26 protein-coding genes and 2 pseudogenes are annotated in these 26,737 nt (G+C 69.9%); 15 read left to right on the forward strand and 13 right to left on the reverse strand.

Going from position 1 to position 26,737, the window contains the following annotated elements; translation table 11 throughout:
* Positions 1-145: 145 nt before the first annotated feature.
* On the reverse strand, positions 146-661 hold the full coding sequence (locus ACIBBD_RS27555) for a hypothetical protein (protein ID WP_399422274.1): 516 nt from the start codon (positions 659-661) through the stop codon (positions 146-148).
* A 150-nt stretch (positions 662-811) separates the two neighbouring features.
* Between ACIBBD_RS27555 and ACIBBD_RS27560 the strand changes: the two genes are divergently transcribed.
* The gene (locus ACIBBD_RS27560; protein WP_399422275.1) at positions 812-1,192 is read left to right on the forward strand and encodes a hypothetical protein; all 381 of its coding nucleotides are present in this window, start codon (positions 812-814) and stop codon (positions 1,190-1,192) included.
* Between the two features lie 400 nt (positions 1,193-1,592).
* Positions 1,593-1,877 carry an ANTAR domain-containing protein gene (locus ACIBBD_RS27565; protein WP_399422276.1) on the forward strand — a complete coding sequence of 95 codons (285 nt, stop codon included), beginning with the start codon at positions 1,593-1,595 and terminating at the stop codon, positions 1,875-1,877.
* 26 nt (positions 1,878-1,903) lie between these two features.
* Here ACIBBD_RS27565 and ACIBBD_RS27570 read toward each other — a convergent pair whose 3' ends face one another.
* Entirely contained in the window at positions 1,904-2,266 is a 363-nt protein-coding gene (locus ACIBBD_RS27570; protein WP_399422277.1) for an STAS domain-containing protein, read from the reverse strand.
* Between the two features lie 170 nt (positions 2,267-2,436).
* Here ACIBBD_RS27570 and ACIBBD_RS27575 point away from each other — a divergent pair, with 170 nt between their 5' ends.
* Positions 2,437-2,925 (forward strand): ATP-binding protein, encoded by a 489-nt coding sequence (locus tag ACIBBD_RS27575; RefSeq protein WP_399422278.1) that lies wholly within the window; start codon positions 2,437-2,439, stop codon positions 2,923-2,925.
* A 647-nt stretch (positions 2,926-3,572) separates the two neighbouring features.
* Complete coding sequence (locus ACIBBD_RS27580; RefSeq protein ID WP_399422279.1) at positions 3,573-4,418, forward strand: RNA polymerase sigma factor SigF; 846 nt, start codon at positions 3,573-3,575, stop codon at positions 4,416-4,418.
* A gap of 1 nt (position 4,419) precedes the next feature.
* On the opposite strand, the pseudogene ACIBBD_RS27585 reads toward ACIBBD_RS27580, so the two are convergent.
* A pseudogene (locus tag ACIBBD_RS27585) lies at positions 4,420-4,677 on the reverse strand (IS630 family transposase); the annotation flags it as partial.
* Between the two features lie 81 nt (positions 4,678-4,758).
* Positions 4,759-5,112: an antibiotic biosynthesis monooxygenase family protein gene (locus ACIBBD_RS27590; RefSeq protein WP_399422280.1), complete on the reverse strand. Its 354-nt coding sequence runs from the start codon at positions 5,110-5,112 to the stop codon at positions 4,759-4,761.
* 232 nt (positions 5,113-5,344) lie between these two features.
* Between ACIBBD_RS27590 and ACIBBD_RS27595 the strand changes: the two are divergent.
* A pseudogene (locus ACIBBD_RS27595) lies at positions 5,345-5,507 on the forward strand (alpha/beta hydrolase); the annotation flags it as partial.
* A gap of 179 nt (positions 5,508-5,686) precedes the next feature.
* Positions 5,687-6,562 (forward strand): PhzF family phenazine biosynthesis protein, encoded by an 876-nt coding sequence (locus tag ACIBBD_RS27600; RefSeq protein ID WP_399422281.1) that lies wholly within the window; start codon positions 5,687-5,689, stop codon positions 6,560-6,562.
* 110 nt (positions 6,563-6,672) lie between these two features.
* On the opposite strand, the gene ACIBBD_RS27605 is transcribed toward ACIBBD_RS27600, so the two are convergent.
* Entirely contained in the window at positions 6,673-6,852 is a 180-nt protein-coding gene (locus ACIBBD_RS27605; RefSeq protein WP_399422282.1) for a hypothetical protein, read from the reverse strand.
* 164 nt (positions 6,853-7,016) lie between these two features.
* On the opposite strand from ACIBBD_RS27605, the gene ACIBBD_RS27610 reads away from it, so the two are divergent.
* The 5 genes from ACIBBD_RS27610 to ACIBBD_RS27630 all read left to right on the forward strand — a co-directional run bounded on the left by ACIBBD_RS27610 (position 7,017) and on the right by ACIBBD_RS27630 (position 10,449).
* The gene (locus ACIBBD_RS27610) at positions 7,017-7,373 is read left to right on the forward strand and encodes a GNAT family N-acetyltransferase (protein WP_399422283.1); all 357 of its coding nucleotides are present in this window, start codon (positions 7,017-7,019) and stop codon (positions 7,371-7,373) included.
* 393 nt (positions 7,374-7,766) lie between these two features.
* The gene (locus tag ACIBBD_RS27615; RefSeq protein ID WP_399422284.1) at positions 7,767-8,051 is read left to right on the forward strand and encodes a GvpL/GvpF family gas vesicle protein; all 285 of its coding nucleotides are present in this window, start codon (positions 7,767-7,769) and stop codon (positions 8,049-8,051) included.
* Positions 8,052-8,098: 47 nt separating this feature from the next.
* A complete protein-coding gene (locus ACIBBD_RS27620) occupies positions 8,099-8,518 on the forward strand; it encodes a phage holin family protein (RefSeq protein ID WP_399422285.1) in 420 nt (139 codons plus the stop codon).
* Positions 8,515-8,979, forward strand: a complete 465-nt coding sequence (locus ACIBBD_RS27625) for a DUF3618 domain-containing protein (protein ID WP_399422286.1) — start codon at positions 8,515-8,517, stop codon at positions 8,977-8,979. Before ACIBBD_RS27620 ends, ACIBBD_RS27625 begins: the two co-directional genes overlap by 4 nt.
* A 480-nt stretch (positions 8,980-9,459) precedes the next feature.
* A complete protein-coding gene (locus tag ACIBBD_RS27630; protein WP_399422287.1) occupies positions 9,460-10,449 on the forward strand; it encodes a magnesium and cobalt transport protein CorA in 990 nt (329 codons plus the stop codon).
* Positions 10,450-11,055: 606 nt separating this feature from the next.
* On the opposite strand, the gene ACIBBD_RS27635 is transcribed toward ACIBBD_RS27630, so the two are convergent.
* Entirely contained in the window at positions 11,056-11,721 is a 666-nt protein-coding gene (locus tag ACIBBD_RS27635) for a DUF6518 family protein (protein ID WP_399422288.1), read from the reverse strand.
* Between the two features lie 682 nt (positions 11,722-12,403).
* Positions 12,404-12,985 (reverse strand): TetR/AcrR family transcriptional regulator, encoded by a 582-nt coding sequence (locus ACIBBD_RS27640; RefSeq protein ID WP_399422289.1) that lies wholly within the window; start codon positions 12,983-12,985, stop codon positions 12,404-12,406.
* Positions 12,986-13,234: 249 nt separating this feature from the next.
* On the opposite strand from ACIBBD_RS27640, the gene ACIBBD_RS27645 reads away from it, so the two are divergent.
* Both ACIBBD_RS27645 and ACIBBD_RS27650 read left to right on the forward strand, forming a co-directional pair.
* The gene (locus tag ACIBBD_RS27645) at positions 13,235-13,723 is read left to right on the forward strand and encodes a nuclear transport factor 2 family protein (RefSeq protein ID WP_399422290.1); all 489 of its coding nucleotides are present in this window, start codon (positions 13,235-13,237) and stop codon (positions 13,721-13,723) included.
* Between the two features lie 202 nt (positions 13,724-13,925).
* Entirely contained in the window at positions 13,926-15,359 is a 1,434-nt protein-coding gene (locus tag ACIBBD_RS27650) for an MFS transporter (RefSeq protein WP_399422291.1), read from the forward strand.
* Between the two features lie 518 nt (positions 15,360-15,877).
* Here the strand turns inward: ACIBBD_RS27650 and ACIBBD_RS27655 are convergent.
* Positions 15,878-17,347, reverse strand: coding sequence for an aldehyde dehydrogenase family protein (locus tag ACIBBD_RS27655; RefSeq protein ID WP_399422292.1), 1,470 nt, complete (start codon positions 17,345-17,347; stop codon positions 15,878-15,880).
* 30 nt (positions 17,348-17,377) lie between these two features.
* Positions 17,378-18,124 carry an aquaporin gene (locus ACIBBD_RS27660; RefSeq protein WP_399422293.1) on the reverse strand — a complete coding sequence of 249 codons (747 nt, stop codon included), beginning with the start codon at positions 18,122-18,124 and terminating at the stop codon, positions 17,378-17,380.
* A 214-nt stretch (positions 18,125-18,338) separates the two neighbouring features.
* Between ACIBBD_RS27660 and ACIBBD_RS27665 the strand changes: the two genes are divergently transcribed.
* Complete coding sequence (locus ACIBBD_RS27665) at positions 18,339-20,042, forward strand: IclR family transcriptional regulator C-terminal domain-containing protein (protein WP_399422294.1); 1,704 nt, start codon at positions 18,339-18,341, stop codon at positions 20,040-20,042.
* A 181-nt stretch (positions 20,043-20,223) separates the two neighbouring features.
* Positions 20,224-20,655 carry a hypothetical protein gene (locus ACIBBD_RS27670; protein ID WP_399422295.1) on the forward strand — a complete coding sequence of 144 codons (432 nt, stop codon included), beginning with the start codon at positions 20,224-20,226 and terminating at the stop codon, positions 20,653-20,655.
* A gap of 941 nt (positions 20,656-21,596) precedes the next feature.
* Here ACIBBD_RS27670 and ACIBBD_RS27675 read toward each other — a convergent pair.
* The 4 genes from ACIBBD_RS27675 to ACIBBD_RS27690 form a co-directional block, all read right to left on the reverse strand.
* Positions 21,597-22,418, reverse strand: a complete 822-nt coding sequence (locus tag ACIBBD_RS27675) for an alpha/beta fold hydrolase (protein WP_399422296.1) — start codon at positions 22,416-22,418, stop codon at positions 21,597-21,599.
* A gap of 1,312 nt (positions 22,419-23,730) precedes the next feature.
* Positions 23,731-24,360, reverse strand: coding sequence for a class F sortase (locus ACIBBD_RS27680; RefSeq protein WP_399422297.1), 630 nt, complete (start codon positions 24,358-24,360; stop codon positions 23,731-23,733).
* Positions 24,361-24,518: 158 nt separating this feature from the next.
* Entirely contained in the window at positions 24,519-24,983 is a 465-nt protein-coding gene (locus tag ACIBBD_RS27685) for a sortase (protein WP_399422298.1), read from the reverse strand.
* A gap of 1,146 nt (positions 24,984-26,129) precedes the next feature.
* Positions 26,130-26,579, reverse strand: a complete 450-nt coding sequence (locus ACIBBD_RS27690) for a hypothetical protein (protein ID WP_399422299.1) — start codon at positions 26,577-26,579, stop codon at positions 26,130-26,132.
* Between the last annotated feature and the right edge of the window lie 158 nt (positions 26,580-26,737).

The raw sequence follows: 26,737 nt of genomic DNA on the forward strand, positions 1-26,737 counted from the left end.
GTGTCCCGCAGTGGTGAATGTGGGAGTGCGGCCAGCCGGGAACGCCTCACGGCGTTCGGTCTCTGAGCGGTGAGGGCGGGGGCGGCCCCCGGAGCCGGACACCCTCAGTCCGTTGTTCGGCTGCGCAAGGACGGCAACTCCAGGATCATCGGCGGTCTGGGACCAGGCTGTTCACGTCTGTCTGCGGCAGGGCCGCTTCCTGACTGACGGTGTCCAGGACGGCGAGTGTGCTCGTGGCTGACTGGAGGGCTGCTTCCAGAAGGTGAGGGGTGTGCAGGGCTCCGGTTCCGTCGGGCGGGATGATCCATTCCAGGTGTCCGGTGTCCCGGTAGGGCGGTGGGACGGGGATCCAGCAGCCCTTGCCGACGTGGCGGACTCCGGCGCCGATCCACTGGTCGTCGGGGCCGGGGGGCAGGAAGAACCCGATTCTGCGGGCTTTGCCGTGTCTGAGGACGGGCCCGGGGGCGCGCAGTGGATCCTGCCACAGGACGTTCAAAGCGAGCAGTCCCAGGCCTTCGGGGACGCTGAGGACGTTCCAGTAGCGTCCGGCTTCCAGCAGGGCGGTGCCTGTTCCGTGTTCCCACTGCCGCTTGCACGCCCTGGGGTCCGGTGAGGCCGCGGCGAGCCACTCGACACTGCGCATCCATGCTGCGTTCCACATGTTTCCTCCTGAGGCGTCTCGTCCTGTTGCAACCGGCCATGCGCCATCCCCACGGCTGAGCGCTGTGTGTATGTGTGCAGGTCAGGCAGGTCTGATCATGCTGGTGGCTGTTCGAAGCCTGGGGGAAGGGTGGCGAACCCTGGCGCTTCGGTGATCACCGTTGTGGGTGACAGTGGGCAGGCCGAGCGGGTCGCCGTGGCGGGGACGTTCTCGAGGGCCGCCTTCCGCGGTCTCAGCCCGCCGCTGACGGCGGCGGCGCGATCTCAGCAACGGTTTTTCCGTTGCCGCGCACAGATGTGTCCACATGCCGATCGCTCCGGTGTCGTGCGCGTGGCCTGGGTGCCCGTTTCCGGCGGCACCGTGAGCGCGGTGCGGCCACACGGCACGAGGGGCGTTGTACGGCATGGCGCAGATGAAGCTCGGCAGGCAGGCGGGGGAGACCAGACCGCCGAATCGCTGATGTTCGGCATCGGACCGCTCCACGCCGGCCGTGACCTGGACGGCGTGAAGCGGACCGACGCCACGTTCTGACGGCCGGGTACCCGTGTCCTGCCGAACGCGCAGGGCCGCCGCGTACCCGCCGCGCACCCGCCGCTCCATCGGACCGGGTGAACGCGGCATGTGTTCGCGCCAGCCATTACGGAGGCGACGAGGAACGCAGGTGTGAACGCGGGCGCGAGGGCCACCCGGCGGGACAAGGGTTGGGCATACAGCCCTCGGGAGCTCTTCGCCGGCATCGGCTGGCGAAGAGCCGCCCCAGTGTGATCTCCCCCATCTTGTGTGATCTTCATACCGCGGTGAGGGTGCCTTGGTGTCGCGGTCAGGGGGCAGGCGTACAGGAAGCCTTGCCCCCGTATGGAGACCAGTGATGACGACCTCCCGCCTCCCACGGCCCTCGCCGGACGGCGCACCTGAAGCCACGATCGCCCGCTTGGAGCAGGAGAACGAGCAACTGCGGCACGCGGTCGACTCCCACGCGACGGTGGACCAGGCCATCGGTGTCCTCACCGCGATCCACCAGTTGGCGCCGGCCGCCGGGTTCGAGGTGCTGCGCGAGGTCTCCCAGCACACCAACACCAAGCTGCACACGGTGGCTGAGACGGTGATCGGCTGGGCGCTGGGGCAGCCGTTGCCGGAGCTGCTGGGTCGGGAGTTGGAGGCGGCCGTACGGCGGCGTTCACGCGAGCGGGACGTCCCGGACGCGGAGGCCGGGTAGCCGCCGTGGCCGGGCACCGGCGCGGGTCAGGCGGTCAGGGCCTGCTCGACGGTGGGATGGCAGTGGATGACCTCGTCCAGGCCGACGAGCTGCAGGACCCGCAGCACCGATTCCTGGGCGCCAGCGATGCGCAGCCACCCCTGGACCTCACTCGCGGCCTTGTAGGCGGCGACGAAGATGTTGATGCCGCTGGAGTCCATGAACGTCACGCCGCTGAGATCCACCACCGTCCGCGGCGGCGTGCCGTCAGACGACTCCAGGGCCTCGCTGAGCTCATGCTTGACCGTGTGGTCGATCTCGCCGCGCAGGGTGACCACCCGGATGCCGTCGACGGCGGTGTGGACGATCGACAGCTGGCTCGGCCGGGCTGCTCCGTGGGTGTCTGTCACCGTTTCCTCGACTGCGCTCGCTGATGGGAACTCGGGCTCCGGCACGATATGCGCCGGCAGCTTGACCCGATACTACGGCGAACGCCTGTGCGACCCATGGTCGGGACCTCGAGGGCATGTGAGGCATAGTGCTGGGTAGGCGCACACGTGTGAACGGGGGAAACAAGAGGATGGACCCGGTGGAATCAGTTCCCGAGGGCGAGGGCAGCGTGGCGCCCGGCGCTCCTTCGATACAGGACACGATCGCCCTGGACGGCGATGGCTCCTGCATCGCTGAGGCGCGTCATCGTGCGGCTGACTTCCTGGCTCGGGTCCAGGCAGAGCACGGCCTGCCCGTGTCGGCCCGCGCGATGGACCTGACCCAGTTGGTGGTCAGCGAGCTCGTCACCAACGCGCGGAAATACGCTCCCGGACCGGTGCTGATGGAACTGCGCATCACCGGCGCCATGGTGGAAGTGGTCGTGTGGGACAGCGATCCGATCCTGCCGGTGGCGCGGGCCGCCGATCCGGGCAGAGTCGGGCAGCACGGCCTGGAGATCGTCATGGCCGTCGCCCAGGGTTTCGAGGTTCAGCGGGAGCCGGTCGGTAAACGCATCACCGCCCGCATCGCCCTGCCCGACGACCCCGGCGGCGACGTCACCGGACGCCGCCCTCAGTAGCATCCAGCGCTCCCCGCCGGACGGCTCTCCGTGACGCCCGCCGGCACGGGGCCAGGGGCTGCGCGCAGCTCGATGCCTCCGACAGCGCCATCGTCCGCGCCACCCACCCCGGGCTCGGTCGTGCGGCTCGGACTGCTCTGCGTCGCTGTGGCCAGGCCGCAACGGGCGCTCATCCTGACCTCGACGTGCGCGGGCGGCACCAGCGAGGAGAAACCACTCGCCTTGCCGAAGCTCCGCGCACGACGACCACCTGCGCACCTTCGCCCACCAGCCGATGGACGCCGGCGGCCTCCAGCACGCCCGCTGACCGGGATCGTCTTGAGAGCCGAGGACCTCTTCGCGGCCGACCAGGTCGTCGGCCAGCGAATCGGTCTGGACGCCTCCCGCGAAGCCCGGCACGTCGCCGAACAGGTCATGGACAAGGCTCGGTTCCTGTGCGGTGGGTCCGCCGCCCGTGATGCCGTTCGGTCGTGTTTCATGACCGAGATGCCCCTGGACCATCCCCTCGAGGGCCGGGCCCCTCGACAAGTGTGGCCCCCCCTTCGTGCGAGTGCGGGCATAGAGGCAAGATGAGGGGGTATTCGCGCGGCGACGTCGGCTGATTCGGCCGGCCGCGCGGTTGGCTTCGATAGTGGGAGGGACATGTCATGGCGCTCATGAACGCGACGGCAACGGACACACACGCGCACGAGTTGCCGGAGGTCGCCGATCCCTCTCAGGTGGCTCCGAAGGATGCCCGCGAGCTGTCCAAGCTGTTCTTCGACCAGTTGGCGGTGCTTGAGGAGGGCACGCCGGAATACAGCTACGCGCGGAACACGCTGATCGAGATGAACATGTCCCTGGTCCGCTTCGCGGCCGGCCGCTTCCGCAGCCGCGGGCCGGAGGAGATGGAGGACATCGTCCAGGTCGGCATGATCGGTCTGATCAAGGCGATCGACCGGTTCGACCTCTCCCGGGAGACGGAGTTCACCTCTTTCGCCATCCCCTACGTCGTCGGCGAGATCAAGCGGTTCTTCCGCGACACCACCTGGGCCGTCCACGTTCCGCGCCGACTGCAGGAAGCCCGCGTCCAGCTCGCGCGCGCCACCGAGGAACTCCGCAGCCGCCTGGGCCGCACCCCGACGGTGAAGGAGCTGTCGGAGCTGATGAGCCTGCCCGAGGACGAGGTGCGCGAGGCGCGCCTCGCCGGGAACGGCTACAACTCCTCCTCCCTGGACGCCACCATCAGCGGCAGCGAGGACGGCGAAGCGGCCCTGCAGGACTTCATCGGCGCCCAGGACCAAGCGCTGGAACTGGTGGAGGACTTCCACGCTCTGGCCCCGCTGATCGCGGAGCTCGATGAGCGGGGCCGGCAGATCATCCACATGCGGTTCGTGGAGGAACTCACCCAGGCCCAGATCGGCGAACGCCTGGGCGTCTCCCAGATGCATGTCTCCCGGCTGCTGTCGCGTACCCTCGCCCGGCTGCGGGAAGGCATGCTCACCGATCACTGAGCGGCCGCCCCGAGCGCGAAGACTTGGGGCGGAGCGCGTCGAATCCGTCGGTGTCGCAGGTGTGGATCGCGTCCCGGACCCGGTCCGCGCTGGAGAACGCCACTTCGGCGATCTTCACCACCGGCATGCCCCGGGCGGACAGCAGCACCATCTGGACTCGCCGCCAGGTCACCCTCGAGCCGGTGCCCCTGCCGATGATCCGCAGCAGGCGCTGGCCCGCGTCGTCATCGATCTCGTGGACGCGGACTCGTTCTGCCACCCGGACACAGCCGGCGGGACGGCGCTTGCCGGACCAGGAGGTGACTTCGGTGGGTCAGCCTGCTGCCGGGTTCTGCACGATTCACGCTCGCGTGAATCCGTGGCTCCGCTCCACTTTCGCCACATGCAGCGTGTAGCTCTGGTACCACTCGGCCTGCCCACGCTTCTGCGCCGCGCGGTGCTCGGCGTTGCACCGCCACTCCGTGAGGGCGTCGGCGTCGCGGAAGTACCCGACGGTGATGCCCAGCCCGCCAGGAGTCTGCGCGTGGTCCATCCCCAGGAACCCAGGGACGTCCTTCACCAGGTCTTCCATGCGTGCGTTGGTCTCGCTGTAGCCGCTCTGGCCCTGGGTTCGCACCGTGGTGAAGACAGCCACGTAGTACGGGGGTTCAAAGGCCTCGACGGGTGCGACAGGTGCTACCGAGTGATCGCTCATGGCGCCACCGTAAGGCGGGATGCGCCCAACGATCCAGCGTCTTTCCTGAACGGGATACATGAGGGATCGCGCTCTTGACCGAAGCTGTCTGAAGCTCCCCCGGCTCCCGGAAACGGCCATGAGCCCGACGGCTCACGAAACGGCGCAAGGGACGGGGACACCGGGGCGAACGTCACCTGATGCGGCACCGGCTGATCGGCGAGCTGCCGGCGTCACTGGGGTTCGGCCACCTGGGCGGTCGGCGGCGATGGCACCGGTGGTCATGGACCATGCGGAGCGGCCCGAGCTGGGTGACGAGCTGACGAACACTTTCAGCGCCACCGACTCGGAGATGGCGTGTGTCCTCGCCCGGAGCACGCACGTTCCTGTCGGACTCGAGGGACGACCTGAAAGCCGGGCTGGCTCGGCCCGGAGCGGGGGGCCGTGGTGGGCCGGACGCGGGTCACCGACCTGCTGACCGTGGGCGGCACGCTCTACGACGAGTCCGTATCGTGGTGCGGCTCGCCGCAGGGGCCCGTCCCCTTCTCCACCCGATCCAGGAATAGCCGCGGCCCCGTCCCGCGTTGCCGCGGACATGACGACGAATGCGCCGCGGCCCGAGGTGCTGCGCTACACCGCTTTCTCCAGCGTCCCCGACGGCGGGAACCCCGCCGGCGTCGTTCTGGATGCCGCTGCCCTGGACGACGGCGACATGCTGGCTATCGCCGCCGACCTCGGATACTCGGAGTCCGCGTTCCTGACCGCGCCCCCGGAGGGGCTCGGCGGCCAGGAGGGACGGGCGTACCGCATCCGTTACTTCAGCCCCAGGGCCGAGGTGCCGTTCTGCGGGCACGCCACCGTCGCGACCGCCGTCGCGCTCGCCGAGCGGATAGGGCCCGGGGAACTGGTATTCGCGACGCGCGCCGGCACCGTGCCAGTGGAGGTCGCCGAGGAGGGCGGAACGCTCAGGGCCACACTCACCAGTGTCGAGCCGCACGTCGAGGAGATCGCCGACACCGACCTCACGGAGGCGCTCGCCGCGCTCGGCTGGCCGGCCGCCGATCTGGACCCGGCCTTCCCGCCCCGTATCGCGTTCGCCGGTGCCCGCCATCTGGTTCTCGCGGCGGAGACCCGCGCACGCCTCGCGGACCTCGCGTACGACTTCGCTCGCCTCGAAGCCCTGATGCACCGCCTGGACCTGACCACGGTCCAGTTGGTGTGGCGAGAGGCGGCCACCGTCTTCCATGTGCGTGACCCGTTCCCCGTCGGCGGCGTCGTCGAGGACCCGGCAACCGGCGCCGCGGCCGCCGCGTTCGGTGCGTACGCCCGTGAACTCGGCCTGGTCCCCGAGGAGGCCGTCCTCACCCTGCACCAGGGAGAGGACCTGGGGCGCCCCGGCGAGCTCACGGTGTCGCTGCGCGCGGGTGACCCGCGCGTCCGTGTCAGCGGCACGGGAGTTCTCATCAGCTGAAGGATGCCGGCGACGTCCTCGTCGTCCTCGGTGAGGACCTGCGCGGCGAAGGGCTGACGGGCGGGTGACGCCCTCCGCCACCCAGGACGCAGGGTGGCCACGAAGACGCGTCAGAGGGCCTTCAGCGCGAAGGAGTCGTCGCACGGCTCGGGATCGATGTCGCACAGGGCGGTGACCGGGACGACGATCCGCTCCGCGACGTCGACGAGCGGCACGGGCATCTGCGGCTCGGCGTCGGCGTACTCGGCGAGTGGCGTGCCATGTGAGGCGCGCTCGTGGCGTCGTGACATGGAGGCCGAGGATCGGGGGCACACGCGATGGCATGCAGGGAAACCAGATGGACGCCCGCAACGCACTCGGTCGGCCCGGACCACGGGCGGATGCCTCACAGCGGCGGGCCGAGGGAAGGCATCGGCGCTTGGGACGACGCGGGGGCCGGTGGCATCGTCGGCTGATGGCCTACCGCAGCATCGAGCTGCTGCCGTCTCCCGCTCTTGAGGGTACGGGTGAGGAGTGCCTGCTGCTGGTGCACATCCGCAAGGTGGTCGGGCGGGTGGCCTATCGCGCGTGCGATGAATGCGCCGAGGGCGTGATCACCGACGTCGTACTCGACGAACCGTTCCGCGACTGCGGGCTGGGGACCAGGGCGCTGTCGCATCTGCGCTCCCAGTATCCCGGTGTCACCTGGCGCACCACGCTCGACAAGCGCCTCACTCGCGATCTGCTGCGCCGGATGCGCATCCCCAAGACGACCGCGACCGGGAACTGCTCCCACCTTCGGTCCGTCGTCGTTGCCCCGGCCAGTGGCTGAGCGGTGCCGGCGGGCTTCGCGGCGGAACGGCCTTGCCCTGGGTCCCGGCGGGCGTGGAGCCGGCGGCGAGGAAGGACGCCATGTGTGCCGGGCGGTGCGGTGCAGGAGGCGGAACGGGCTGCAGGGCAGTGCTCGGAGGCGACTGCCATTCGCTGAACGGTGACGGCCCTGGGCGCGTGCACGGCGAAGGCGACGACACCAGGCACGATCCCAGCCTCGACGGCCCTACTGTGTCCACGAGTCCAGCGCGCCGTCAGCGGTGCAGGGCACGCGAGGCGACTGACGCGGAGCTGCTTCGGCAGGCGTGGGAGCCGATGGCCGAGGAGGTCAGCGTGGGGCCGCGGTGCTCCGGCTGGCCGGCCGGCCTCACTGCCCTGGTGAACCACTGTCCTGGTGGACCGCGGTTCAGCGGAGCGATTCCTTGCCGCAGTCGACGAACTCCGCCAGGAGCACCCGCACCTGGAGCCGCGTGTCCACGGCCCGCTGCCGCCCTACAGTTTCCCCGGCACCCCCTCGTCGCATCAGGCCGAAGGCGGCAACGCGGAAGCATGGGGAACCGCAACAGCCCAGCCGACGAACGGGTCACGAGCTGTGAAGCCTCATGCACGGACGACGGCTTCAGCCGTGCCCGAGTCCCGTTGGATGGTGCACCCGCATCCGGGTACCGGGAAGCGGTGAGGTGAGCGCACCTCATGAGCGGCAGCTGAGAAGGGCGGCAATCCCTCATGGGTACTCATGATTCCCACCCCAGTCCGAGCGGCTCGCAGGAGCCGGTCGGTGAACTGGTCCAGCGGGCCTCCCAGCAGCTGACGGAGCTGGTGCGCGGGGAGATGCGGCTGGCGCAGGCGGAGATGAGGGAGAAGGGCAAGCGGTACGGCAAGAGCGGGGGTCTGTTCGGCGGAGCCGGTCTGGCCGGCTTCCTGACCGCGCAGGCCCTGGTCGCCACCGCCATCGCCGCCCTGGCTGTCCCGCTCCCGGTGTGGGCCGCGGCCCTGATCGTCACCGCCGTCCTCGGCGTGGTCACCACCCTGCTGGCCCTGACGGGCAAGAAGGAGGTCAGCCAGGCCGCTCCACCCGCACCGCAGCAGACCATCGACAGCGTCAAGGCCGACGTGGCCGAAATCAAGGAGAGTGCACAGCGATGACCCAGCCGCCCCACGACGAGCCCACCGCCTCCAGCCCCGACCAGCTGCGGGAGCAGGTCGAGCGGACCCGCCACCAGCTCGGGGAGACGGTCGAGGAACTGGCCGCCAAGACGGACGTCAAGGCCCGTGCGCAGGAGAAGGCGACCGCGCTGAAGGAGCAGGCGGGCGCCAAGGCCGCGGAGCTGACCGGGCAGGTCAAAGTGAAGGCTGCCGAGGCTGCCCACCTGGTGCAGGACAAGCTGCCCGACCCGGTCAAGGACAAGGCCACCGCAGCCGCCGAGCAGGTGAAGGTCAAGGCTGAACAGGCCGGGCAGGTGTGGCAGGACAAGGCACCCGAACCGATCCGCACCAAGGCCCAGCAGGGTGCCCAGGCAGCCCGCGACAACCGCACCGCGCTGATCGTGGCCGGCAGCGTGGCGGTGGCCGCCTGGCTGCTGCTGCGCCGCCGGGGCAGGAGCTAGCGGGGAAGGCATCGAAACGCGCCTGGAAGCCGGTCGGCTGGCGCTCGGCGCGCTCAGCGGCGCTGCCGACGGGGCTGTCCAAGCGGGTGTGAAGACACTGATGGGGACGCCCCGGGCGCCATCGACGAGGGCCGCACCTGGCAAGTGGTGCTGCTCGCCGCAACCCCGGGGAGCGGTCTTCGTCGGGGGCACAGCCGCCGTCGATCGGTCAGGCACCGTCGGCACCCGCCGCATGTCCGGTACCCGGCCCGGCTGGTCCACCCTCTGTCGGCGAACTCCACGGCGCCGCCGGCACCGTGGAGTTCGCCGATCCTGTCGTCTCCGGCGGTGTCCGTCTCGGTGGGAGGGCGCGGTCGGCGCTGTGCGCGGCAGCTCATCCACCACTGGGGAAGCAGTACGGCAGCGGTGGGCGGCATGTCGGGAGGCCGACTGTCGGTGGGCGCTAGGCATGCAATCGTCGCAGCGGTACAGGAGTGGAGTATGAGGTGTGTCATCTACCGCGAGTCAGCGGGCGAGCCCGAGCAGGTGGACTGCCGACAGGTCGACGGTGGCCGTGCGGCGGTGCTGGACAGTCTGAAGCGTGTGGGGCAGGGCGAGTTCTGCTGGGTGCATCTGGACGATCCCGGGCCAGGTGATCTGGAAGAGCTGGCGGGCCCCCTGGGGCTGCATCCGTTGGCGGTCGAGGACGCCGGTGAAGCACACCAGCGGCCCAAGCGGGAGCGTTACGGGGACGTGCTCGCCGTGGCGCTGAAGACCCTGTGGTACGTCAGGGACGGCTGCGAGGTGGAGACCGGCGAGGTGATGGTCTTCACCGGCCCGCGTTTCGCCTTGACCGTGCGTCATGGCCCAGCCGATCCCATCGTCGAGGCCGCACGGCGACTTGACGAAGACCCGTCAATGCTGCGGTTCGGGCCAGTCGCCGTACTCCACGCCCTCCTTGACACGGTGGTCGACTCCTACACCGAGGCTGCCGGCCAGGTCCGTTCCGATCTGACCGCACTGGAGCGGCGCGTGTTCTCCTCCGAGCGCGAGGACCTCACCGAGGGCATCTACTCCCTCAAACGCGAGGTCCTGGAATTTCGTGACGCCGTTCAGCCCCTCGTACCGGTGGTGCAGGATTTCGCCGGTCCCCGCGCCGGGTGGCCCGAGGAGATGCTGCCGTACTTCCGCGACGTCGCCGACCACATGCACCGCACCGACACAGAGGTCCGCTCTCTGGACGAGTTGCTCAACTCGGCCCTCGACGCCCACTTGGCACGGGTGGGTACCTGGCAGAACGACGACATGCGCCGCATCTCCGCCTGGGCTGCGATCCTGGCCACCCCGACCCTCGTCGCCGGGATCTACGGCATGAACTTCGCCCACATGCCGGAACTGAGCTGGACGTACGGATACCCGCTCGCCATCGCGGTGATGGTCGGCGCCGCCGCCCTGCTCCACCGGACCTTCCGCCGCAACGGCTGGCTGTGAACGTGAGGCACCTCCGTCGACCTGCGGAGGGTCAGGTGATACCACTGCCGGCGCCCTCAGAAGCGTCAGTCCTGGACGAGCTGATCGGCCAGAGGACGGACCTGGGTCGGCAGCGCGCCCTGCGGCGCCAGCTTTCAGGCTCCTTCTGACCCGCTGGCCGGCCGATCCTCACGACGCGGGCTACCGGCGTGCCGAGGCAGGTCGCCGACTTCCTCCGCTCCACCGACCTGGATCCCGCCGAGCGGGCCGCGCTCGACCAGGGCAGTGACCGTACGGCGCGGCCAGGGCTGCACCCTGCCTCGCCGATGGACCCGTTGAGAGTCCGGCGCCGGGGATGTTCATACGTCCCCGATTGGACACCTTCACCACGTGTACACCGACAGTCCCGGCAACGTAGTACTCCGTGCCGTAGGGCGAATAACCGCATGCTCGTCTTTCGCTGTGACAACGTCAGCAGCCTGTGACCGGCGAAGTGATGCCGGGGAAACCGTTGAGGGGTCCCGAGGGGCCGCCCGGCCACGAGATCTTCCGCCTCGGATGGCTCCGGGAACCTTCACGACCAACGAGTCCGCGCGATCACGGCCTTCTGCCACACGCTTCAGGGCCTCAGGCGGAGACCGACCGGAGGGGTAGTTCGATGATTGCGTAGGCCAGCAGCGCGCAAGGCGCGGCTGCCGCCAGGGTGAGGGCGCGCTCCCGGTGTGTACGGGCCATGAACAGGGGGATGAGGGCGAAGACCGTGAAGCAGGCCGTGGCTTGGGCCATGTAATGGAGGTCCCAGGTGTACATGAGCCCTTCCGTCCCGAAGAGACCGGCGAACGCGGCCAGGCCGGCGATGCGGCGCCGCATGTCCTTGCCGCGCCGCCACCAGTGCCCCGCGACGCCGAAGAGCGGCCCCGCTAGGCACGCCATGCCGAGCCAGATGAGCGGGAAGAGCAGTTCACCCATGCCGTCGCGGCCGAACTCGGCGTAGCCGTAGTACCCCATGACGAGTCCGACCTCCGCGCCCAGTCCGCCGACCGCGGCCCGGGACGAGGTGCCCCGGCGGGCGAGCAGGGCTCCGGTGACGAACGCGGAGGCAGCCCAGACGGAGCCGGAGTTGGCGAGTTGGTTCCAGGCTCCCGGGAGCCACCCCTGCGCCAGATGGGTGAGCACACCGAACAACAGCCCGCCTGTTGTTGCCGCCGCCGCAGCGGTGACCCTCGCACCAAGGGCGCGGCCCGGTTCTGTCAGGTTCTCCGGGGGCCTGGTCGTCTCCGCAGTCGTGCTCATGCCTGCCGCCCTCTCGTATCGTCGGTGCTGCTATACGCACAGTGTATACACATGATGTATACGTGCGGTGTGTAGCGTGCTGCCGTGGCTCTCCGTCGCCGTTCCGGCGCTGAGGCGATGTGGTGACACCTGGTGCGCGACGAAGGTCCGTGTCCGGGGCACCGGTGCCTGCGCCGCCTCGTCAGTCATGCCGTCCGGCCTGCCGGTGGTCCTCGTGCAGTCGGGCTGTGGCGGAGCATGGGCCGGGCCGCTGCGTGCTCGGCAGTGCCGCCGCCGAATCCTCCTTCGCGACGCTGAAGGAGGAGGGGGCGCGCACTGGCGGCCGGAGCGGGCCACCGTGGCATCGGCCCGCCCCTCGCCGGTCGGGCGGCCGACTGCGCAGGGACCCGGTGGGTGCAGGGCCGGAAGCGGCGGGGTCCGTTGGTGGTCGTGGATCGCCGTCCGTGGCGCGCCCGTCCGTGGCGCACCGGCCGGCTGAGACGGGCCGGCAGGTCGCCAAGGACGTCCGGGCGCGGTCACGTCGGGCAAGAGTGCGGTCCCGGCCGCGATCTGCCGGAACGCCGGTGTCATCTCAGTCTCGTGCCTGGAGCACAGTGCCACCCGGCCTGTGTCGACGGGGGCCGGGCCGCTGTGGGTCTCTGCTGTGAACTGCTGCCTTCCCGGGTAGGCCGGTGCTGCCGGCTCATGTGGTGGGTGTGAGGCGGTGGATGCGGTCGATGAGGCGGTGGACGGTGTCTTCGTTGCCGGGTGTGCCGTCGAGGAGGAGGCCGGTGTACAGGGGGGCCACGATGAGGTCGACGACGTCCTGCACGGTGGGCGGGTGTTCGCCGCGGGCGGCGGCGCGGTCGAGCAGCGCTTGGAGCTCGTCGTAGCGGCGCAGCAGGGCGGGGGGGAGTTCGGCTGTGTTCTCCGGTCCCTGGCGTACGGCGACGAGGGTGCGCAGCAGGAGTTTGCCCTGAGGGCCTGAGAGATCGTCCAGGGTCTGGCGTGCGTACTGCTCCAGGTCCCCGGCCAGGGTGCCGGTGTCCGGCATGGGGGAGTGGCGGACGAGGCGTTCGGTGACGACGTCGAGGAGCAGGCCGTCGAGGCTCTGCCAGCGCCGGTACAGGGTGCCCTGGTGCACGCCCGAGCGCTCGGCGATCTGGGCGATGGTCAGTTTTGCCAGGGGCTGCTCGCGCAGCAGTTCCTCGACGGCGTGGTGGACGTCGGCGCGGACGCGGGCGGTGCGGCCGCCGGGGCGGCGGGCGGGTGCGGGGTCGGTCATGCCGCCATCTTAATGCGAGGAGTTTCTTTTTTAGGTGCCGCGGTGCTACGGTCCTCCACGTAACGCGAACTTCCTCGCTTTAAGCGACGGGGGCCGCGCCGTGCCGTACCCGGTGAAGCCACCGCCGGTGCCGCGGCACCCGGTCCTCCCGACCGCTTACCGCACCTGGCACCAATTCCTGCCCGGTCGGCGCGTCGGGACCGCGTTGCGGCTCCACCACCCGTGACTTCTGTCGAAAGGCGCTTCACCATGACCACGACCACCGCCACCAGCTCCTCCTTCTCCGCAGCCGAGTCCGTCCGTGCGGCGGCCCAGCAGGCCTTCCGGGACCACCTGACGTACCTGTCGGCCGGGAAGATCGACCAGTGGGTCGAGCTGTTCACCGAGGACGGCGTGCTGGAGTTCCCCTACGCCCCGGCCGGCTTCCCCGAGGCCGTCAAGGGCAAGGCGGAACTGCACGAGTACATGAGGAACTTCCCCGAGCACTTCAAGGTCGAGTTCACCGACCTGCGCTTCCACGAGACCACCGACCCCGCACTGGTGATCGCCGAGTTCGCCTCCCGCGGGACCGCACTGGCCACCGGGCGCCCCTACAACCAGCGTTACATCTCTCTGGTCGAGACCCGCGGCGGCCGCATCAGTCGCTACGTCGACTACTGGAACCCGCAGGTGGCCGCCGAATCGCTGCGCGGCGCCGAAGTCGACGGCGTCTTCTCCAGCATCCGCGACCTGGCCTGAAAAACCTCCGGGAGGCCGGGACCGGCGGGCCCCGGCCTCCCAGGCACTTCACCCCACCCACCAGCAAGGCCCCTCTCGCGCAGAGCACCACCAAGGACCCACCGTGGAGCGGGTCCCCATCGAAGACTCCAGCGCCGATCCGATCCGTCACCAGCCCGGGCAGGGCTGCGCGTCCTGCCCGCGACAGAAAGCCCCACTTTTCATGAAGCCCCCTCGCGGAGCAGGGCTCCTCCTGGCCCTGCTCGCCTTCGCACAGTTCATCAGCGCCATCGACTACAACATCGTGTACGTGGCGCTGCCGCAGATCGGCCACGATGTCGGCTTCGACGCGCACAGTCTGCAGTGGGTGATCAGCGCCTACGCCGTGGCCTACGGCGGCTTCCTGCTGCTCGGCGGACGGGCCGCCGATCTCCTGGGCCGACGCCGCACCTTCGCCACCGCCCTCACCCTCTACGGCATCTCCTCCCTGGCCGGCGCCCTGGCCACGGAACCTGCACTGCTCATCACGGCGCGCGCGGTACAGGGACTGGGCGGCGCCCTGCTGCTGCCCGCGACCCTGGCCCTGATCAGCACCACGTTCGCCGAAGGCGCCCCGCGCAACCGGGCGCTGGCCGTCTGGGGCGGCGCCGGAGCGGTCGGCATGGCGCTGGGCGCGCTCCTCGGCGGGGTCCTCACCAGTGCCTTCGGCTGGGAGGCCGTCTTCTGGGTCAACGTGCCCCTGGCCCTCGGCGGTGCGGCGGCGGCCTTCGTCGTCATCGGCGAGGACGCACCCCGCGAGCGCGGCCGCGGCTTCGACCTCGGCGGCGCGCTGACGGCCACGGTCGGCTTCACCGCTCTGGTCCTCGCCGTGGTCCAGGGTCCCGAGGCCGGCTGGACCAGCCCCACCACCTTCATCGCGCTCGTCGCCGGGGCCGCGTCGACCGGAATCTTCTTGTTGATCGAGAGCCGCACCGAGCATCCGCTGATGCCGCTGGCGCTGCTGCGCAACCGCAGCCTGGCCGCGGCCATGGGCATCACGTTCATCTTCATGGGCACCTTCGGAGCCCAGTACTACTTCTTCACCCTCTACCTGCAGAACGTGCACTCCTACAGCGCCCTTGCCACCGGACTGGCCTTCCTGCCCGCCGCCCTGATGGGCCTGGCCGGCACTCAGGCCAGCGAGAGGCTCCTCGGCCGGACCGGCACCCGCACCACCATCGTCATCGGCCTGCTCACCGGCGCGGTCGGCATGGCACTGCTCGCCACCGCCATGTCTCCCACCGGCGGGTACGCGGCACTGCTGCCTGGCACCGTACTGATCAGCCTGGGCCAGGGGATCGCCTGGACCGCCATGTTCGCCGCGGCCGCCCACGGCATTGATCCCGCCCGCCAGGGCATCGCCTCGGCGATGGCGTCCACCACTCAGCAGATCGGCGGTGCGGTGGGCCTGGCCGTACTGGTCGCAGTCGCCAACGCGGGCATCGACGTCTCCACCGGCCCGGCTCTCGTCCCCGGGCTGCGCACGGCGGGCTTCGCCGCAGCGGTCCTCACCCTGACAGGCATAGCCATCGCCCTCGCCCTGCCACGCCGTTCGACCGTACCGGTCGCATCACGCGAACCGGACGCCGCGAAATCACCAGCCCAGGTCGTCGGCTGAACGACCTGCCCGCACAGCGGTTGAACTCACCACAGACGCCCTCAGGTCCGAGACAGCCCGAGGACACCAGTGGCCGCCGGGAATCGTTTCCGGCAGCCACTGCGACCGGTCGTCGGTGCTCATATCCCAGCCTCTCCGCCTTGGCGCGCCAGCAGGTCAACGGACAGCAGCCGTAGTGAGGAGAACCGCGTGAAGAGAACCGAGGCAAACCGCCGGCTCGGTCCGTCCGGTCAGGGTCATCCCAGACCAGCAGTTCAGCACGGAGCCAGCTGCACCCGCGCGCCTTCTACGTCCAGCGCACGCCGATGGCAGGGAGCTGCTCGATCCGCTCCGGCGACAGTGTCACCACCCTGCTCCGCTGGGTATTGGTCGCGCAACCCAGCTTGACCTGGTGTTCTTCCTGGCCATCGCCGTCGCGGTCCCGCCCCGCCCGTCCGGACCGAGTCGGCCGCCTCGGTCCCGGCCGTCCGGGGCGTGTCGTCCCCGTCGCCGCTGCCCGGTGACGATCCGTTGAACCGTCAGATCGGGTAATGCGCGTGGCCCACGGCCTGCACGGTGACCCAGCGGGTGTCGGTGAAGGCCTCGGCGCCTGCCTGCCCGCCGAAACGGCCGTAACCGGAGCTCTTCACGCCACCGAAGGGGGCCTGGGGCTCGTCCGCGATGGACTGGTCGTTGACGTGGACGATGCCGGTGCGCAGACGGCTGGCGACCGCCAGGCCCTTCGCCAGGTTCTCGGTGATGACGCCGGCTGTCAGCCCGTACGGAGTGTCATTGGCGAGGGCCACGGCCTCGTCCGCGCTGTCGACCACGTGGACCACCGTCGCGGGGCCGAAGATCTCGTCGTAGTAGATCTTCATCTCCTTGGTGACCTTGGTGAGGACGACCGGGCGGATCAGTGTGCCCGGCTCCTCGATGGCGCCGGTGCCCGCGGCCAGTTCGGCGCCCCGGGAGACGGCGTCCGCGATGAGCGTGGAGACCCGGCGGGCGGCAGCCGTGTTCACGACCGGGCCGACCGCCGTACCGGGATCGCTCGGATCGCCGTACGGCAGTGCCTGGACGCGGGCGGCGAACTTGGCCGTGAATTCGTCGGCGACCGCGCGGTGGACGATGACCCGGTCCACGCACATGCAGATCTGACCGGCGTTCATGAAGGAGCCGAATACCGCGGCGTCCACCGCGTAGTCGACGTCCGCGTCCTCCAGCACCAACAGGGGGTTCTTGCCGCCGAGTTCGAGCACGGCGGGCTTGAGGTGCTGCGCGGCCTGGACGCCGATGGCTCGGCCGACCTCGGTGGAACCGGTGAAGTTGACCATCCGTACCCGGGGGTCGGCGATCAGCGCGGACACGACCTCGGCGGCGTCGGCACGGTCGTTGGTGACGACGTTGAGGACGCCCGCGGGCAGTCCGGCCTCGTGCAGGACGTCCGAGATCAGCAGACCGCAGGTGATCGGCGCGTCCTCGCTGGGCTTCATCACCACGGTGTTGCCCATCGCGATCGGCACCGCGACCGCGCGAACGCCGAGGATGACCGGCGCGTTCCACGGCGAGATCGCGGCGATCACCCCCTTGGGCACCCGCACCTGTCCGGAGTAGACACCGTCGGCGTTGGTCGCGAGGGCCTGGCCGGTCGGGCGGGTCACCTCGGCCGCCGCCTCCAGCAGGATGTCGGCGGCCAGGCGGGCGTTGAAGCCGGCCCAGGGCGCGACGCCGCCGACCTCCGTCGCCATCAGCCGCACTACCTCCTCGGTGCGCTCGGTCATCAGCTGCGCGGCGCGCAGGAAGATCCGGCGGCGTTCGGCCGGTTTGGTCGCGGCCCACGCCTCGGACGCGGCGTCCGCGGCATCCACGGCACGGCGTATGTCGTCCGGGGTACCCGCGGCGACCTCCGCGCAGACGGCGCCGCTCCAGGGGCTGATGTCGGAGGTCGTGCGACCGGATGAGGAGGGGACTTCCTGGCCGTTGATGATCAGACCTCGGGAGATGGACATGGAGTGCTCCTGGGGGTGGGGGAGTGGGGCTCAGGCTTCGGCGGACGCGGGCGAAAGGGCGGTGGCCCTACGGCTGCGCCAGGCACGATGGGCGAGGCCGACGAGGGCCGGGGCGGCCACCGGCGCGATCATGTAGTTCCAGAAGTGCGCGTACGTACCGGAGAGCACGGCCGGGCCGAAGGCGCGCGCCGGGTTGATGCTCGCACCGGTCACGGTGCCCAGTGTCGCGATGACGACGCCCACGCCGATACCGATGACTGCCGGGACGAAAGCGCCCAGGCTGGGCCTGGTCATGACCAGTGTCACCGCGACGAACACCGCGGCGAGCGCGGCGCCCTCGATGAGGAACAGCTCGACCGCACCGGTCCCGGGCGCGGGGTGCACGGCCGCGTAGCCGATCTGCCGCACGGTCTTGCCCCACACCAGCCCGGCCAGCGCGGCCCCGGCCACGGATCCGGCGAGCTGGGCGGCGACGTACGGGAGGACCGTGCGGCCCGGGAAGAGACCGCTCGACCACAGGAAGACGGTGACACCGGGATGGAGGTGGCCCCCGGATCTGCGTCCGAGCGGCGAGTACATCAAGGCCGCGATCAGCGCGGCGACCGCGATGCCTGCGACAGCGAACAAGGTGTCCGGATGGTCTATGGCCAGCGACGAACCGGGCGCCGCCAGCCAGCGGACCAGGCTCACCACGACGAAGAGAAGCACCGTGGTCAGCGCGAATTCATAGACGCTGTGCCGGACGAGATCCGCACGGCTGTGGGCGGAAGTGCTCATAGCAGTCCTCAAGGCAGGGGCTGGGGAGACACGGTCCGGTGGGGTGCGTCCCGCGGTACACCGGACTAGCGTTTTTCGCTGAGTGAACTTAAATTCATTGGTCGAGCGGTGTGAGTCTGCGCGCTCGTCGTGATGGCTGTCAATGGCCGGTAGCGTGCTCCCTGAGACGGGTACGGCCTCATGCGCCGGGGAGCTGACGTAGGGAGGAGGAGCCATGGCACCGGGCGTTCCCAGGGCGGCACCGACGGCATCGGCGTCGGTGGTTGCTTCGTCGGCAGGCTCCGCGGCGGAAGCCGCCGGCCCGCTGGAGCGTGGACTGGCGGTCCTGCGGATCATGGCCGACGCCTCCCACTCCATGCGCCCCGGCGACCTGGCCCGCGCGACCGGTCTGGCGCGTTCGGCCGTCGACCGGATCACCGCGACCCTGACCCACCTCGACTACCTCCGGACCGAGGGCCGCGAGCTCGTGCTCGCCCCACGCCTGATGGAATTCGGCAACGCCTACCTGGACGCGAGCGGCCTGTCCCGAGCGCTGCGGCCGAGCCTGGAGCATCTGGCCCGCGCCCTCGACGAGTCGGTGTCGGCGATCGTCCTCGACGGCTGCGACGCACGCATCGTCGGCAGAGCCGTCCCGCCCGGCCGGGTGATCCCGCTCGGCTTCCGCGTCGGTGACCTGCTGCCCGCCGAGCGCTGCGCCGCCGGTGCCGTACTGGCCACCGGATGGCAGTCCGGCACGTACGACGCGTGGCGGGCCCGCCGTGCCGCCGATCCCCTCGACGCGGGTTTCCCGGCCGTGCCCACCCGCCGCGCCGCCCCCGGCCCCGAACAGGCGGAGGCCGACTTCGCGGCCTGGATCGCGGCGGCCGAGGCGAACGGCTGGGCACTGGACGACCAATTGGTCGCCCCGGGCCTGGTCGCGGTGGCCGTCCCCGTACGCGACCCGGACGGCCGGCCCGTCTGCGCGATCAGCGTGCTCGCGCACACCAGCCGCCACAGCGGCGACGAACTGCGCGAGCACGCACTGGCCGCTCTGACGCGGGCGGCCCAGAGCACCGCGGCCGAGCTCTACAGCACCTCACCGGCAGCCGTTCCGCCGCCCGCCGCCCCCGCCTACACCGACGCCAAGCCCGAACTCGGCCCGTCCTTCCTGCAGGCGCTGGCCAGGGGCCTCGCCGTCCTGACCGCGCTCGGCAGGCAGCGCGGCGGACTCACCCTCGCCGAGGCCGCGGAGGCTGCCGGGCTCTCGTACCCCAGCACCCGCCGGAACTTGCTGACACTGCGTCAACTCGGATACGTGGCACAGCACGGCCGCCGTTTCCTGCCGACCCCGCGCGTCCTGGAGCTCGGATACGCGCGGCTGTTCACCCTCACCCTCGCCGACATCGCCCAGCCCCATATCGCCGAACTCGCCGGTCAGGTGAAGGAATCCGCCTCGCTCGCGGTCCTCGACGGCGCCGAGGTCCGCTACGTGGCCCGGGCCGCCACCGAACAGATAACCAGCGCCCGGATCGCACTCGGCACCCGGCTGCCGGCGTACGCCACCTCCATGGGCCGGACCCTGCTCGCGGACCTGCCCGAGGCGGAGCGGATGGAGCGGATCGGCGCCCTGCTCCCTCGCGCCCTGACCCCGCACACGCTCACCTCTCCCCATGCGCTTGCCGCCGCCCTGGACCGGACCGCCAGGGAGGGATACGCCCTCGTGGAGCAGGAGTTGGAGGCGGGACTGCGCTCGCTGGCCGTACCGGTCCGAGACCGGAACGGCCGGACCGTCGCAGCCGTGAACGTCGCCCTGCACGCCGGTCCCGAGCCGCCCGAGCACACCCGCGACACCCTATTGCCCGTACTACGCGCCTGCGCCGCCCGCATCGAATCCGACCTGGCCGTCGTGTTCGCCAACGCTCTCCTTCAGACGGGTTGACCGCTGCGGTTCAACTTCCCGCTCCCTGGCGGTAGTTGATCAACATCGCTACGGGAGGATCACTCGCCCGGCCTCACAGCTGGGAAGTGGCGACCCCAATCCCGGCTTGCGGGGCGCCTCCGGCGCCCGGTCGGTGACGACGATCCTGTTCTGGTACCGGTCGCTGAAGTAGGGTGTCGGCGTGTCGCTGAGCCATGTAGTCCTCTCGTCCGGTCGTTCGATCGAGCTCACCGAGCTGCGGATGTCCTCGACCTATGGGGGGATGCTGGAGGGCTACCCGTGCAAGCGCATCAACGACATGAAGGTCAGTGGCCTCCAGCGGGAGGCCGAACGCGCCTTTTCCTTGGCGCCGGTCCATCTCATTGCGCCCTTCCGCGAGTACCCGGACGAGACCGCTGGCCCCTTCGGTCCTGTTGAGGTGCTGCCCTCAGTGGCTTGCATCGGTGTCTTCAGCTCGACAGCGATCGCTCCTGAGCTCGACCCGGTGCTGCACCACTCCGCTCTCACCGTGGCCTGGTTCCAGCCCGCCCCGGATGTACCGTCGGGCGAGCACGCTGATCTTGCTCTTCGCAGCATGCGCTGGGAAGAGCTGGCCCAGGACTACGAGCTGTAGCGACACGTGCTGATCACAGCCACTCGTTGATGGCCGCGACGAGGACGGCCGCCTCAAAGCGGACCGCGAGCTTGTCATAGCGGGTAGCTGGACGGGCCGGCCGAAGCGCACGGGCCGAGAGGGCTTTTCGGGCAGCGCGTGGGCCGTCTGGTGGTGGACAACATGCGGCTGCGTGGGTGGTCGCTCACGGCGGGCGTGCTGAAGCTGAGGAAGGCCGAGCTGGCGATCTCCATGGAGGAGTCGCCGTGCGGCTGACCCGCAAAGCTGCCCGATCTCCCAGCACTCTTCATCCACCCCTCACGCAGATCCCGGTTGACCCCCGCCTGCCCTTACCCGGGCAGCAGCGCCCACGGCATCCGGGGGCCTTGCTCCGCCCCACGACCATCAAGATCTCGACGCATTACCGAAAGGAGTGAGGAAGTACGCCCATCGCGCATTTGTTACATGTCCCCGAAGGGGGAGCGGCCTGCGGTGAAGCCGGAGTTGGCCGGGCCCAGACGCTGGTGAGAGGAAGCTGCGGTTCCGGTCACTTGACTACTGCCTCATCGACCGGTGCTGGAGCTTCCCGCCGCCGACGTTGCCCGCGAGGCAGCCGCTGCCGAAGCCGCCCCCTCCGGGGCGCGGTTCCGCCGGAGTCGGAGGACCCTCAGGATCACGAGTCGGGCAATCCCCACCGCGGGCCTGTTCCGCCGCCGCAGCTGACAAGGGAGACGCTGCCGTCCCACGGCGCTGAGCCTCTTCTCCAACTGGTGAAGCAGCAGATCCCTGGGCTGCGTGTTGGCGTGCCGTGGACTGTGTCACCAGCCTCAAAACGGGCTGGCCCCACGGTGCCCTGAAGCAGTGTGTACGTTGAGTCATGACCAACATCAAGCGCGCAATCGCCGCCGTGATCTTGATGGGCGCCGCCCTTTCTGCTGGACCGTCTCACCCGCGACCAGCAGTCACGCAATCCTTTGCTGATGGGCCCAGTCCAGCGCCTCATCGATGAACTGGGCAAGGGCGCGGGGATCCTGAGCGTGGGCGAGGTGCCCCTGCCCCGGCATCACACGCACGCGAGCACGGGGCATCGCCGTCGCGATCCGGGCGAACGGCTCACCGTACGGGGGGATCCCCTTGTTGTCACCACCGAGCAGGAGGGTGACGGGCATAGGGAGGCTCCCGTAACCCGACAGATCGACCGGGTGGTCGTTCAGCGCCGCCAACTCCCGGGCCACCGGCGCCGCCAGCGGCCGCAGCGCCTGCCACACCGGGCTCTGACGCAACTGTGCGACGTACTCGGCGGAGAAGCCGGACACGTCCCGGTTCACCACCTCCACGGCCCGGTCCAGGTCGCCCGACTCGTCGGCCTGCCGCAACGCATCCAGCGCCTGGAGCCCGAAAGGCCGCATCACCGGTTCGTAGAGCGTCAGCGAGTGGACACCGGTATGCCACTGCGCAGCTTCCAACGCGATGAGGCCGCCGTAGCTCCAGCCGAACACATCCACTCCGCCACCGCTGTCGTCACCCGCGCCGAGTTCGTCGAGCACCCGGCACAGGTCCTCGACCTCAGTGCCCACCGAGTACGCGTCACCCAGCGGACCACTGGGCCGACGGCCGCGTCGGTTCAGCACGTATACGGGCTGATCCGTCGACAGCTCGTCCACCACCGGCTGCCATGAAGCGGCATCGGCCATGACTCCCGGTACGCAGAGCAGGGGCCTGCCCTGCCCGCTGCGGTGGCTGAGTGCCAGCACCACGCCGTCCCGCACCACCTGCACTGACATCCGGAACCTCCTTCACGGCCAAGGACACCGCAAGACCCTATCTCCCTGGGGCGCGACAAAGATCATTCACGGGAAGCACTTGGCGTGACTCGCTGGCCGGTCGGCCGCGTTTCCGGACCTGTGGGCGAGACAGCCACACCCAGGAAGGACGGACTGGACCCCTGGCCATCATGGCCACGCGACACTTCGACAACGGGGCTTGGAGCTCGAAGAACGCGACCGGGGGATCAGCGAGAAGTTCACCGCGTTCCGCCGGGTGATCATCGGCACGTCAGCCCCGCACCTCGCTCTCTTGCCCGGGAGGCGGTGGACGACCTGCCTGAACACACAGGTCAAAGCGGTGGAGGCCGGCCCGGAGATGGCGTCTCCCAGTGCCGCTGACGCTCGCCGCGCTCACCCCGCGCGAACAGTGGTGCGGCGGGACGGCCTCAGGTGTGGCCAGGAAACGGGCGACCAGCCGTCGCCGTGATCGCCACGTCCCGCCATCACGCGCCCCGTGGTCGCCGGCCACACCACCCGTGTTCGTCATGACCGGCTCGGTCCCGGCCGACCGGGAGCCGCCGCACCGCCGCGTCGGGCCCGGTCGCGGAGGCCGGGACACGCCTGCTCAGTGCCTCACCATGGAGAGGTCCTCTTCCTCCCCGGCCGGCACCAGGACACCCAGCCACAGACCTCCCACGAGCCGGCGCCGCCGGAAGGCCGCCGGAAGGCCCACCGTGCGATCCGGTACAGGAAAGTCGTCACCTGCTGATCACTCCGGACACCACGAGGCAAGAGGAATGCGCGAGGCCTCGCGCGCCCCCCACACTTGCCTCCGGCGCCCCGACGGGCATCGTCCCCCGAAGCCCTCTTCGCCTGGTGCGCCCGGACCAGGCACTCACTTGTTCTGGTACCTACGCACTACAAGCCGACTCGGGTCGGGCGGGGCTCGACCGGGAGTTCGGTGACCTGAGCTACAGCCGGACCGTCCCGCCGTCGGCGGACGAACGGCGGACCGCCTGCGCAAGGGGGAAGTTGGCGGCCGCGTCTTGGGCCATCACGGGGTTGGGCGCGGTGACGGTGCCCCACCGACTCGGCCCACATGGCTGCCCAGGTCGTACAGGAGACCTCCGGCGCGAAGGAGCGGACGGACGGCAAAAGCCGCCGTCTCCCCGGTGCCGCGTGACGGCCGTGGGGACCTTTTGCGCCGCGCCCATGGGGCAGCGCAGGCGCCCGGAGCCCGACCCACCCTGCCGCTGACAGCCAACGCGGTCACGGACCACCGGCGCGACGAGCCTTCAGCCTTTCCGCGTACCGGAACCGGCACGCCGTGCTACTCCGACGGGGAGTGGTGAGTCGGCTGTTCGACCGCGGTGAGGGTCGCGTAGACCACGACGTTGCCCTGGTATCCGTCGTTCCTGACGTAACCGCCGCCGCAGGTGATGACCCGCAGTTCGGGCAGGTCGGAGTTGCCGTAGACCTTCTCGTTGGGAAACCTTTCCTTGTCGTGGACCTCCACGGCATCGACGGTGAACACCACCGTGCGCCCGTCCGCCCGGCGGATCTCGATCGTGTTGCCCCTGGTCAGGGCACCCAGGTCGTAGAAGACGCCGGGGCTGCCGGTCCGCATGTCCACATGCCCCGCGATGACGGCTGTCCCGGCCGAGCCGGGGGCCGTGCCCTCGCTGTACCAGCCCGCGAGGTTGGGGTTGGCGGGCGGGGGCTCCAGCGCACCCGTTGCGTCGAGGCCCAGCTCCGCGATGGGGGCGTTCACACGGATGGCGGGGATCCGCAGCGAGACCGGATCCGCGGAAGGCAGCGGCTGGGCGGCGGGGCGTGTGGTTGAGTCGGTGCGGCTGGACGTGGGACCGACGGGGGTGGAGGTCTGGCCGGTCGACGGCTGCGGTGGCTGCTCGTCGTGCATCGCCCCCATGACCAGCAGGACACCGGCCGCGAGTGCCATGGTGAGATGCTTGGCCGAGGGTGTGTACGGGGGTGGGGAAGCGTTCGTCTCGCGCCCGGGTTCCATCGCGGATGAGCCTCTTGCTTGCAGCGGAGTGAGAAGTCTCCCTCGTGCCCCGGGGTGCATGCGCCGGGGCCGGTGCGCCGGGAGCCGCGCGGTCAGGTCCGACTGCTGTTCGAGCGGTGGCGCATCTTCACCAGCCACCCGCCGGCGGCTGCGGCGATCAGCGCGCTGCCCAGGACAAGCTGCGTGTCCGTGTCCTTGGTGTCTCCGAAACCGGCTTCGACGGCACCGTTCGGCCGACGGCCGGCGATCTCGTACACGTCCGTGACCTTGGTCCGTGGTGGGCACTTGACGGTGACGGTGTCGGTGCCGGACTCCTTCCCTTCCGGGACCTTGAAGTGGCCGGTGAGCACCCCCTCGCCGTCACCTTTGAAGAGATGGAACTTCCCGCCCGCCTCCGACTCGCCCTTGCCGTAGGTCACGTCCCGGCCACAGGCCGTGGTGCTGACGGTGACAGTAGAGCCCGGGGAGGCCGACCACGGGTGGATGTCGATACCCGAGTCACCAGCGGCGGCAGCGGCCGGAGCCTGCAGAGCCAGGACACCGATGACCAGTCCCATACCAGCGCCAACGTGTGTGTTTCGCAAGGGAATCCTCCAATGGGGCAGTGTCCGGCCTGTCTGCGCGGTGTCTCCGTGGTGCTCCACTGACGAGGCAACCGACCCTCCGTCACCTCCGCAACACGAGGCGTCGACGCGTGCTTCACTCGGGCAGGTGCAGTGACTGCTCCCGCGTGCACATCCACGCAGGTCGTGGGAGCGGGGAGCGACAGGGCGGAGGAATCGCCGGAGGGCAGCGAATGGGCTAACAAGCCCGGGCGCGTGCCCGGCACGGGGTGGACTGACGCCTTGTCACGTACGGGTTGCGCCGGTTCGGTACCGCGACGTGCGACGGGCCCTGCCCCGACATCGAATCCCGTGCGAGAAGGGAGCCGGCGCCAGCCGGGCGATGGCTTCGGGCGGCCCCAGGGGTGTGTGCCCGGTCCGGATGCCGTCGGCCGGGTCGGGTGTCGCGGGCGTTCACCGGGCCGCGGCCGGGGCTGGGGCAAGGGGGGTGTGTTCCGCGTCGTGCTGCTTGCCCTCGGCGCGGGGCGGCGCGCCGTCGCTCATCCGGGCGCCTGCTGCTGACGCGGGTGGTCGGCGGTCGGTGCGAAGGTCCGCCTGGCCTGCTGCGTGTGGAGGCGCTCCAGGATGCGCAGGCGATCACGGGCACGCGTTCCAGCAGGCCGCCCGTCTCACCCGGGTCGCGACGGCTGTCCTGGTCGGCCAGGCGGCACAGCACCTCCCGACTGCACCCGGTTCACCGCCGTCATGCGGGCCATCCGAGTGACCCGGAGCGGACCCGGCCGGCCCCGGACCAGGCCCTCGCGCGTCACGGCCGACAAGGGCTACAGCTCCCGGGCCATCCGCACCTGGCTACGGGAGAAAGGCATCGCCCATACCCTCCCCGAGCGGGCCGACGAGATCCGCAACCGGCTCGGCCGCGACAGGCGCGGCGGACGCCCCCCGGCGCCGGCGTGGTCTCGCCGATACAGTTCAGGCAGCCGGTGCCCCTACAGGCCACTACGGTTCATGGCCGAGCCGCGTACGGGAGAATTCCGTGCACCGTTTGAAGCGGTGGGACTGGAAGCGGAGCAGAAGTCCCACCGCTGCAGTATTCCCGGCTCTTATGGGAGCCGTGCAATCCGGTCACAGAGGGAGTCTCTTTTATGTCCACCCGTACCAAAGGAAAGCATTCGCATCGCTGCCTTCCCGGACGGTAGTGAGACTGCCGTCTCCATTGGCAGTGAGGAAGGTTCCGTTCTGGTTCTGAATATGCTTGTTGTCGGCAGTCCAGAACTGCCCGGAGCGGCCACCGCCGCAGGGGCTCATCCAGACGGCGTTCAGCTCGGACTTGTTGTCGGTGGTGAGGCACTCGCCGGTGTACTCGTTCACCAGGCGCCTCATCGTGTGGCCTTGCCACGTATTCGACTCTGAGCCCCAGTGCCAGCGCTGATTTGTATACGGCTGGCAGGTTTCCGTCAGGGCGTATCCCGCGTTGGAAGCGAGACATTCGCCGTTGTAGTAGCTCTGGTACTTCCAGGTGGTCGTCGCCGCCGACGCGGAGGACAGGGTCCCGGCGGTGGCGAGCGTGAGGACGCTGAGCCCTACCGCCACGGTGAATCTGAACTTACCTCTCCGAGGTGTCATGGGCAAAACATTTGCACACTCACGCCAGGAAGATCAAGAATTCAGAAGAAGGTGACAGATCAGCGACCGGCAGATGAATCGCCGGATCGGATTCAAGGAATTATTGGAAGCCTCATGGGCCTCCC

It is taken from the genome of Streptomyces sp. NPDC051315, assembly GCF_044455165.1.
GTDB lineage: Bacteria > Actinomycetota > Actinomycetes > Streptomycetales > Streptomycetaceae > Streptomyces.